Here is an 8570-nt window from a genome sequence, read left to right as displayed (position 1 = left end):
CGACGAATGCCGTCGCGTCTATGGCGGCGCCCTGCCGGCCGCGCCGCTCGACGGATCGCTGAACACGCGGCGGATGCAGGCGCAGGACCGCAAGGCGATGCTGGGTCATGCGATCGCGCGCACGCTTCTGCCGGGTTCGTCCGTCTTCATCGACGCCGGCTCGACCAATCTGGCGGTGGCCGAGGCGCTGCCGCCCGATTCCGGCATGACCGTCATCACCAACGCCCCGTCGATCGCCTGCGCCCTTCAGGACAAGTCCGGCCTGTCGGTGGTGCTTCTCGGCGGACGGCTGGACCCCGGCAGCGGCGCCTGCCTCGGGAGCCAGACGCTGCGCGAGGCCGAGCGGATGCGACCGTCCGTTCTGGTGCTCGGCGTCTGTGGCGTCGACGCGGAAGCCGGCGTGACCTCGCACGATCTGGAGGAGGCCGATCTGAAGTCGCTTCTGGCGTCGCGGGCGGGCGAGATCGTGCTGGCCGCCACCAGCGAGAAGATCGGCACCGCCGCGTCCTTCTTCGTCGCCCCGATCGACCGGCGTGCGCGCCTCTTCGTCGAACACGACTGCTCCCCGCAAGTCCTTCGCCCCTTCGAGGCGCTGGGCATCCCGATCACGCGCGCCGCCACCGCATCCGGCTCGCGCAAGCCGGCGAGGACGGCCCGATGACCGCTGAACTCCTTCGCCGCCCCGCCTCCTGGCGCGACGCCTGGCCGCGCGAGCGGCTGGCCGTCTCCGGCGCCTTTCTCGCCAACGGCTTCGTCCTCGGCAACTGGACGCCGCAGATCCCGCTCTTCCAGCAGCGGCTCGGCCTGTCGGAGGCCTATCTCGGGCTCATGATCCTTGCCTTCGGCATCGGGGCCGTGGTGGCGATGCCGCTGCTCGGCGCCGCCACCGCGCGCTACGGCTCGCGCCGCGCGACGCTCGTGATGCACGCGATCCTCGCGCTGTCGCTGCCGCTCCTCGTGCTCGCCCCGAACGTTCCGGTCGCCGCGCTCGCCATCCTCCTCTTCGGGGCGTCGATGGGCGGCATGGACGTCGCGATGAACGCCAACGCCGTGTCGGTCGAGCGCCAGCGCCCGCGCGCGATCATGTCGTCCTGCCACGGGTTCTGGTCGGTCGGTGGTTTCATCGGGGCCGCGACCGGGGGCTTCCTGATCGTGACGCTGGGGCCGGTCGGGCACTTCGTCTTCGTGGCCGCGGTGCTGCTGGTGGCCCTCTGGCCAATCGGCCGCGCCATGTTCGAGGACCGCGAACTGGCCGATGCGGCAACCCCGGCCGGCGAGACGGGGGCGGGGCCTGCGGCACCCTCGGCCGCGCGTCTTGCCGTCCTCGGCATCGGCATCTGTGCCCTGTTCGGCATGGTGCCGGAAGGCGCGACGATCGACTGGAGCGCGATCTACCTGCGCTCCGAACTGGGAGTCGACGTCGCGGTCTCGGGCTTCGCCTTTGCCGCGTTCTCGGCGGTCATGGCGCTGTTCCGGTTCCTCGGCGATGGCATCCGCGACCGTCTCGGCGCCGTGCGCACCCTGCGGCTCTCGGCGCTTGCCGGCATCGGCGCGCTTCTGATCGTCGGTTTCGCGCCCAATCTCGGCGTTGCGATCCTCGGCTTCGCGCTTCTCGGGATCGGCCTCTCCAACATCGCCCCGATCGCCTTTTCGGCCGCCGGCAATGTGCCGGGCCTGAAGCCTGGCGTCGGCATCTCGATGGCCACCACCATCGGCTATTCCGGCATCCTGATCGCACCGTCGGCGATCGGCTATCTCGCCGAGCACTTCGGCTTCCAGGCCGTATTTCTCGGCCTTAGCCTTTGCCTCGTCGGCATCCTCGCCCTCTCGCCGCTGACCAGCGGGGCGGACGGGCCGCCGGCGTCCTGACGGACGCCGGCGGGTGTCGTCGGTGTCGGTCAGATCCGTCCGAGGAGGAACAGGATCAAGACGACCACCAGCAGGAAGCCGAGGATGCCGCTCGGACCGTATCCCCAGGAGCGGGAGTAACCCCAGCCCGGAAAGGCGCCGATCAGAAGCAGGACCAGGATGATGAGGAGGATGGTGCCGAGAGACATGTGCGACTCCTTGACGCGCGACGTGACGCCATCACAACGACGTTATCGTCACAGCCGTTCCCAGGTTTCGTCACACGTTCGTCATGATTCAGATGAGCACCGTGACCCATGCCATGACGGCGACGGTGAAGAGGACGCCGAAGGCGATCGCCGGACGCCAGCTCCAGCCGCGAGACCACGGCCAGACCGGAACGAGCGCGGCGAACATCAGAAGCGCGAAGAGGGCAAGGGCGGCGCCGGGCGTCATGAGGGGTCCAGGGCAAGGGTTGCAGGGTTCGCGGCCGGGATAGGGGCGAACCGCCGCCCTCGCAAGCCGGGGCGATGCGGTTGTCACGGTCGCGACACGATGATCCTCTTTTCATGGCATCGCCGAACGGCGATATAGCTGTCGACTTCGAGCCGGCGCGGACACGCCGCCCGGCCTCCTCTGACGATCCGCGAGACGAGCCCCGATGACGCTCCAAGCCCCCGTCGAACCGGTTCTGGCCGATCCCCTGCCGCGCCGCCGCACCGTGGGCGTGTCCGTCGGCGGCGTGGTGGTCGGCGGTCCGGCCCCGGTCGTCGTCCAGTCGATGACGAACACCGACACGGCCGATATCGACGCGACCGTGGCGCAGGTGGCGCAGCTCGCCAAGGCGGGGTCCGAGATCGTTCGCATCACGGTGGACCGCAACGAGTCGGCCGCCGCCGTGCCGCGCATCCGCGACCGGCTGGAGCGGCTGGGGATCGACGTGCCGCTCGTCGGCGACTTCCACTATATCGGCCACAAGCTCCTCGCCGACCATCCGGACTGCGCCGCGGCGCTGGCCAAGTACCGGATCAATCCGGGCAATGTCGGCTTCAAGGACAAGAAGGATCGGCAGTTCGTCGAAATCATCGAGACGGCGATCCGGCACGACAAGCCGGTGCGCATCGGCGTCAACTGGGGCTCGCTCGACCAGGAGCTCCTGACGCGGCTGATGGACGAGAACTCGAAGCTCGCCCAGCCGCTCGGCGCGCGCGCGGTGATGCGCGAATCGATCATCCAGTCGGCGCTTCATTCCGCGGCGCTCGCCGAGGAGACGGGCCTTGCGAAAGAGAAGATCATCCTCTCGGCCAAGGTCTCGAACGTGCAGGACCTCATCGCCGTCTATCGCGACCTGTCGCGCCGCACCGACCATGCGCTGCATCTCGGCCTGACCGAGGCGGGCATGGGCTCGAAGGGCATCGTGGCCTCCTCGGCCGCGCTCGGCATCCTCCTGCAGGAGGGTATCGGCGACACGATCCGCGTGTCGCTGACGCCCGAGCCCGGCGGCGACCGCACGAAGGAAGTTCAGGTCGCGCAGGAGATCCTGCAGACCATGGGCTTCCGCCAGTTCATCCCGATCGTCGCGGCCTGTCCCGGCTGCGGGCGCACGACCTCGACGCTGTTCCAGGAACTCGCCGAGACGATCCAGACCGATATCCGCGTCAACATGCCGGTATGGCGCGAGCGTTATCCCGGCGTCGAGGCGCTGTCGGTCGCGGTCATGGGCTGCATCGTGAACGGCCCCGGCGAATCCAAGCACGCCGACATCGGCATTTCGCTACCCGGAACGGCGGAGGTCCCCTCGGCGCCGGTCTACATGGACGGCGAGAAGGTCGCGACGCTGCGCGGGCCCAACATCGCGCGGGACTTCCACGAGATGGTGCTCGCCTATATCGACCGCCGCTTCGGTCGGCCCGCCGCGGCGGAATGATCCGACGCCTCGCTCTCGCTCTCGTCGCGGTCGTCTTCGCTCTTGCCCCGGCCGGGGCGGCCGAGCCGAAGGCGGACCCACGCGTCGGCCGCATCTGCGATCTCATCGCCGAGAACGCGTCGGCGGTCGGCATGGCGCCCGACTTCTTCGCCCGCCTGATCTGGAAGGAGTCGCGCTTCGACGAGGGCGCGCGCTCGCCCGTCGGCGCGCAGGGCATCGCCCAGTTCATGCCCTACACCGCCCGCGAGCGGGGGCTCTCCGACCCCTACGACAAGGAGCAGGCGCTGCGGCACTCGGCCGAATATCTGCGTGACCTGCGCGCCGAACTCGGCTCCTGGGGCCTTGCGGCGGCCGCCTACAACGGCGGCATCAACCGCGTGAAGCGCTGGATGGCGTCGGGCGGGCGGCTTCCCTACGAGACCGAGGACTACGTTCTGTCGATCACCGCCCAGCCGGCCGCCTGGTTCCGCGAGGAGAAGCGCGAGGCGGAGGTGAAGCCGCTGGTCGCCGATCTCGAGTTCGCGCTCGCCTGCCGCCGCCTGCCCATCCTGCCGACCCGTGCCGTGTTCGCGGTGGCCGAAAGCGCGCCGATGCGCCCCTGGGGGGCGCAGGTGGCGGGCCATCCCAACGAGGCGATCGCGGTGCGCATCTATCGCAAGCTGCAGGACCAGTATCCCGCCGTTCTCGGCGGCGTCGAGCCGATCGTGATGCGGGCGCGCCCGATCTCCGGCCCGCGCCGGATTACCGCTGTGCGCATCGGCGCCGATTCGCGGCGCGAGGCGGAAAGCTTCTGCAACAAGTATCGCGGCGTCGGCGGCTCGTGCGTCGTCACCCGAAACCGGTAGCCGGCGTGGAAGCAATCGGTCTTCGCGACATCCGGCCGGACGACACCGACGCTCTCGCCGTCATCTGGCACGCGAGCGCCAGCCTTCCCGGCGTGGGGCCGGCCACGCTGCCTGCGCCCGAGGCGATGCGTTGGCGCTTCGAGCACGAACTCATGCCGGCCTGCCGCATCATCGTCGCCGAACAGGACGGCGAAGCGGTGGGCTTTGCCGCGATGATGCCCGGGGAGCGGGTGCTCGATCAGCTGTTCGTCCGTCCCGGTCTTCTCGGGGGCGGGGTCGGGCGATGCCTGCTCGATGCGGTGAAGCGCGAAATGCCGGAGGGCTTCACGCTCTTCACCCGGCCGACCAATCCGCGCGCCTGCCGCTTCTACGAGGCGGCCGGCTTGCGGCTCCTGCGGCACGAGACCCATCCGCGCTTCGGCGATCCGATCGTGGTCTACGGCTGGCAGCCCGGCGCCTAAAGCCCGACATGGCGCAGGAGCGCCATGGCGACGACACCGATGGTCACGCTCGCCAGCACCGACAGGCGAAGCGACAGGAGTCCGGCCGCGACGATCACCAGTCGCTCCAGCCAGCCGCCGTCGACGAAGACCGGCGTGACGATGGTGATCAGCATCGCGGACGGGACCGCGTCGAGCGCGGCCTCGACGCGCGGCGGGATGCGCTCGAAGCGCGACAGCACGAGATGGCCGGCGACGCGCGTGCCGTAGGTGAGGACCGCTGCGAGGAGGGCGAGAAGCCAGATATCGCTCATGGCGCGGGCCGCTCGTCCGGGGTGCGCAGCACGGCCGCGAGAATGCCGGCAAGGCCGCCGAGCGTGACGTGCCAGGGCGAGCCGAGCGTCAGGTAGACCACGACCGAGGTGATCGCCGAAACGGCGAAGACGGTGAGGAAGCCGTCGCGTCGACGGAAGCCGAGCGTCAGGGCGAGGAAGTAGATCGGCAGCAGCACGTCGAGCCCGATCGCCCGCTGGTCGCCGATCAGCTTGCCGAAGACGATGCCGGCATAGGTCGACAGGAGCCAGGCGACGTAGAGCGTCGCGCCGTAGGTAAAATAGAAGCGCTTGGTGAGCGTGCGGTGCGCCGCACGCTCCTCGGCGGCCGCGAAGGTCGGGTCCACGAGGAGATAGAAGGCGAGGGCCTTCTCGCCCGCGTTGAAGCGGCCGAGCTTGCGGCCGACCGAAGCCGAATAGAGGACGTGGCGGAAGTTGAGCGCGACGACGGCGACGAGGATCGACCAGAGCGGCGTGCCGAGCGCCACGAGCTGGAGGATGACGAGCTGCGAGGCGCCGGCATAGATCGCCGCCGAGAAGCCCATCGCCTGGAAGGCCGTCAGCCCGGCGTCGATCGCCAGTGCGCCGAACACCATGCCGAACGGCACGATGGCGATGAGGACGGGCAGGACCTCGGTGAGGGCCGCCGCGACCTCGCCGCACTGCGCCTCGAGAGTCATTTGCTGCGCCGGGCGACGAAACGCGCTGTGGCCCGCAGCGTCTCCGCACGCTCGCCGAAGGGTTCGAGGAGGCCCTCCGCCTCGGCGACGAGCCGTTCGAGTTTGGCGCGCGTCCACGCGATGCCGCGGAGCGCAGGCAGGGTCTTCTTTCCGCGTGCCGCGTCCTTGCCCGCCGCCTTGCCGAGCGTCGCGGCATCCGCCGTCTCGTCGAGAAGATCGTCGGCGAGCTGGAACGCGAGGCCGACGATCTCGCCGTAGCGGCGCAGCACGCGGCGGTCGGCGGGCGAGGCACCGGCGAGGATCGCGCCGGCCTCGGTCGCGAATGCGATCAGCGCGCCGGTCTTCATCGCCTGCATGCGGGCGATCTCGGCCTCGTCGAGGGTCGTGGTCTCGGCGGCAAGATCCAGCGCCTGTCCGCCCGCCATGCCGGCGGCGCCCGCCTCGCGCGACAGAAGGTGAATCAGCGCGAGACGGGCGGCGGGCTCGATCCCGCCGTCGCCCTCGGCGACGAGGCCGAAGGCGAGCGTCAGAAGCGCGTCGCCGGCAAGAATCGCGGTCGCCTCGTCGAAGGCCTTGTGAACGGTGGGACGACCGCGACGCAGATCGTCGTCGTCCATCGCCGGCAGATCGTCATGGATCAGCGAGTAGCAGTGGATGCATTCCAGCGCCTGTGCGACCGGCGCGGCCTGTGCGGCATCCGCGCCGAACAGCGCGGCCGATTCTTCCACAAGAAAGGGGCGGAGCCGCTTGCCGCCGTCGAGCGACCCGTGCCGCATCGCTGCGAGCAGTCGCTCGGGCGCACCGGCGAGGAGGGTGGAGGTGCCCGAAAGCGCCGTGGTCAGGCCGTCTTCCGTGCGGGCGGCGGCCCGGCCGAGGCGCGCCTCGAAGGCGGGGTCGACGCTCAAGCTCATTCCACATGTCTCCTGTCGCTCGCGAGGACGTGTGTGCCCATCCTCGCCCGCGGCGGCAAGGGGAAAGCGGACTTGTTGCCGCGCTTTCCCAGCCTTTGCTAAGAGGGGAGGCGAGCCCGAGGGGGGATCGCGACTCCGGCACCGAGACAGGACGCGAATGATCCGACGCATGCTCCATGCCGCCGCGTTCGCGATCGTGCTTCTGGCCGCCATTCCGCTGGTGCTGGTGCCGATCTACGCCCTGCCGTTCGTGCGCCCCGTCTCGACGCTGATGCTCGCCGAGCATTTCAGCTTCCAGCCGTTCGAGCGGGAGTGGACGCCGCTGGAGAAGATCGCGCCCGTCCTCGTGCGCTCGGTGATGATGTCGGAGGACGGCCAATACTGCTTCCACGGCGGGGTCGACTGGACCGCGATGCGCAGCGTCGTCGACCAGGCGATCGGCGACGGGGAGGCCAGTCGCGGCGCCTCGACGATTCCGATGCAGACGGTGAAGAACCTGTTCCTCTGGAACGGCCGGTCCTACCTGCGAAAGGGGCTGGAGCTGCCGCTGGCGCTCTACGCGGACCTCATCTGGTCGAAGAGCCGGACGATGGAGCTCTATCTCAACATCGCCGAATGGGGGAACGGCATCTACGGAATCGGCGCGGCCTCGCGCTACTACTTCAACAAGCCGGCCTCCGAACTCAGCGCCCGGCAGGCGGCGCTGCTCGCCGTCGCGCTGCCCTCGCCGCTGACGCGCGATCCCGCCAATCCGTCGGCCGGACTGCGCCGGCTGGCCGGCACCGTCGAGGCGCGGGCGCGCGCGTCGGGCGACTATATCGGCTGCATCGACGGGGTGTGAGCCGCGATTTCGGCAGCCTCCCCTTTGCAAACCGGGCCGGGTTTGCTATGCGACCCTCGATTTCCCGTCAGTGCGAAGGGCAGGATCGATCCTCGTCAAGGGTCGGCCGCCGGTCGTCGGTTCGGGAAGGGCCGGGCGCACGGTGCGCCGCCGGCTCGCCACAGATGAACCACTTGAACGGCGCGACGCTCCTTCGGGAATTCGCGCCGGCGACCTGAACGGAGAGACCGATGGCCGTCCCCAAGCGAAAGACTTCCCCCTCCAAGCGCGGCATGCGCCGTTCGGCCGACGCGCTCACCGCGCCGACCTACATCGAGGATAAGAACTCCGGTGAGCTGCGCCGTCCGCACCACATCGACCTGAAGACGGGCATGTATCGCGGCAAGCAGATCCTGACGGTCAAGGAAAACGCCTGATCCGTTTCGGCCGGCGCCCCGAGCGGGCGCCGCCGACATGAAAAAGGGCCGGTCGCCTCGCGCGCCGGCCTTTTTTCATGGGAGCGGGCCCGACGCGCACGGTAAGCGCCGGGCCGGAGAGCCTCAGCCCTTCTTGGCGTCCAGCGCCTCGAGACGGCGCTGCATCTCGGCCAGCTGGTCGCGCATCGCCGTCAGGTCGTCCTGCGTCGGCGCGGGCGGGGCGGTCGGCTTGGGTGCGGCGCCCTTGACGGCCTCGGCCGCCGTGCCGAGCGCATTGGCCATGAACGGGTTGAACACGGCCATCGCCTCGCGGAACATCTCGGTGTTGCG

Annotated in this window: 12 protein-coding genes and 1 pseudogene; 7 read left to right on the top strand and 6 right to left on the bottom strand. The window is 69.8% G+C overall.

From position 1 onward, the window contains the following. Positions 1-661 (top strand): DeoR/GlpR family DNA-binding transcription regulator (locus tag QZ753_RS01365; RefSeq protein ID WP_294640525.1); only part of this gene is annotated, 661 nt, incomplete at its 5' end. Beyond that, entirely contained in the window at positions 658-1869 is a 1212-nt protein-coding gene (locus QZ753_RS01360; RefSeq protein ID WP_294640523.1) for an MFS transporter, read from the top strand. The genes QZ753_RS01365 and QZ753_RS01360, both read left to right, overlap by 4 nt. A 29-nt stretch (positions 1870-1898) precedes the next feature. Here the strand turns inward: QZ753_RS01360 and QZ753_RS01355 are convergent, their stop codons facing one another. Further along, the gene (locus QZ753_RS01355) at positions 1899-2057 is read right to left on the bottom strand and encodes a DUF3309 family protein (RefSeq protein WP_294640521.1); all 159 of its coding nucleotides are present in this window, start codon (positions 2055-2057) and stop codon (positions 1899-1901) included. An 88-nt stretch (positions 2058-2145) separates the two neighbouring features. Continuing rightward, the gene (locus tag QZ753_RS01350; protein ID WP_294640519.1) at positions 2146-2304 is read right to left on the bottom strand and encodes a hypothetical protein; all 159 of its coding nucleotides are present in this window, start codon (positions 2302-2304) and stop codon (positions 2146-2148) included. A gap of 205 nt (positions 2305-2509) precedes the next feature. Here QZ753_RS01350 and ispG point away from each other — a divergent pair, with 205 nt between their 5' ends. From ispG to QZ753_RS01335, 3 genes are read left to right on the top strand one after another with little or no spacing between them, the layout of a single operon-like run. Further along, positions 2510-3775 carry a flavodoxin-dependent (E)-4-hydroxy-3-methylbut-2-enyl-diphosphate synthase gene (gene ispG / locus QZ753_RS01345; RefSeq protein WP_294640516.1) on the top strand — a complete coding sequence of 422 codons (1266 nt, stop codon included), beginning with the start codon at positions 2510-2512 and terminating at the stop codon, positions 3773-3775. Then, a complete protein-coding gene (locus tag QZ753_RS01340) occupies positions 3772-4620 on the top strand; it encodes a transglycosylase SLT domain-containing protein (protein ID WP_294640513.1) in 849 nt (282 codons plus the stop codon). Before ispG ends, QZ753_RS01340 begins: the two co-directional genes overlap by 4 nt. Positions 4621-4625: 5 nt before the next feature. Next, entirely contained in the window at positions 4626-5081 is a 456-nt protein-coding gene (locus tag QZ753_RS01335; protein WP_294640511.1) for a GNAT family N-acetyltransferase, read from the top strand. On the opposite strand, the gene QZ753_RS01330 is transcribed toward QZ753_RS01335, so the two are convergent. Genes QZ753_RS01330 through QZ753_RS01320 form a run of 3 tightly spaced genes read right to left on the bottom strand, consistent with a single transcriptional unit; the run spans position 5078 to position 6983 of the window. Beyond that, positions 5078-5374 carry an AzlD family protein gene (locus QZ753_RS01330; protein ID WP_294640509.1) on the bottom strand — a complete coding sequence of 99 codons (297 nt, stop codon included), beginning with the start codon at positions 5372-5374 and terminating at the stop codon, positions 5078-5080. The genes QZ753_RS01335 and QZ753_RS01330 overlap by 4 nt on opposite strands. Beyond that, positions 5371-6072 (bottom strand): AzlC family ABC transporter permease, encoded by a 702-nt coding sequence (locus QZ753_RS01325; protein ID WP_294640507.1) that lies wholly within the window; start codon positions 6070-6072, stop codon positions 5371-5373. Before QZ753_RS01325 ends, QZ753_RS01330 begins: the two co-directional genes overlap by 4 nt. Next, positions 6069-6983, bottom strand: a complete 915-nt coding sequence (locus QZ753_RS01320) for a polyprenyl synthetase family protein (RefSeq protein ID WP_294640505.1) — start codon at positions 6981-6983, stop codon at positions 6069-6071. Before QZ753_RS01320 ends, QZ753_RS01325 begins: the two co-directional genes overlap by 4 nt. A 157-nt stretch (positions 6984-7140) precedes the next feature. Between QZ753_RS01320 and mtgA the strand changes: the two genes are divergently transcribed. Then, positions 7141-7824 (top strand): monofunctional biosynthetic peptidoglycan transglycosylase, encoded by a 684-nt coding sequence (gene mtgA, locus QZ753_RS01315; RefSeq protein WP_294640504.1) that lies wholly within the window; start codon positions 7141-7143, stop codon positions 7822-7824. A 230-nt stretch (positions 7825-8054) separates the two neighbouring features. Further along, positions 8055-8240: a 50S ribosomal protein L32 gene (gene rpmF / locus QZ753_RS01310; protein WP_090966598.1), complete on the top strand. Its 186-nt coding sequence runs from the start codon at positions 8055-8057 to the stop codon at positions 8238-8240. A 123-nt stretch (positions 8241-8363) separates the two neighbouring features. Here rpmF and QZ753_RS01305 read toward each other — a convergent pair. Further along, a pseudogene (locus tag QZ753_RS01305) lies at positions 8364-8570 on the bottom strand (polyhydroxyalkanoate synthesis repressor PhaR); the annotation flags it as partial.

This window comes from uncultured Aureimonas sp. (genome assembly GCF_913775355.1).
In the GTDB taxonomy this organism is placed as follows: domain Bacteria; phylum Pseudomonadota; class Alphaproteobacteria; order Rhizobiales; family Rhizobiaceae; genus Aureimonas.
This window is presented reverse-complemented; position numbering and strand designations above follow the sequence as displayed.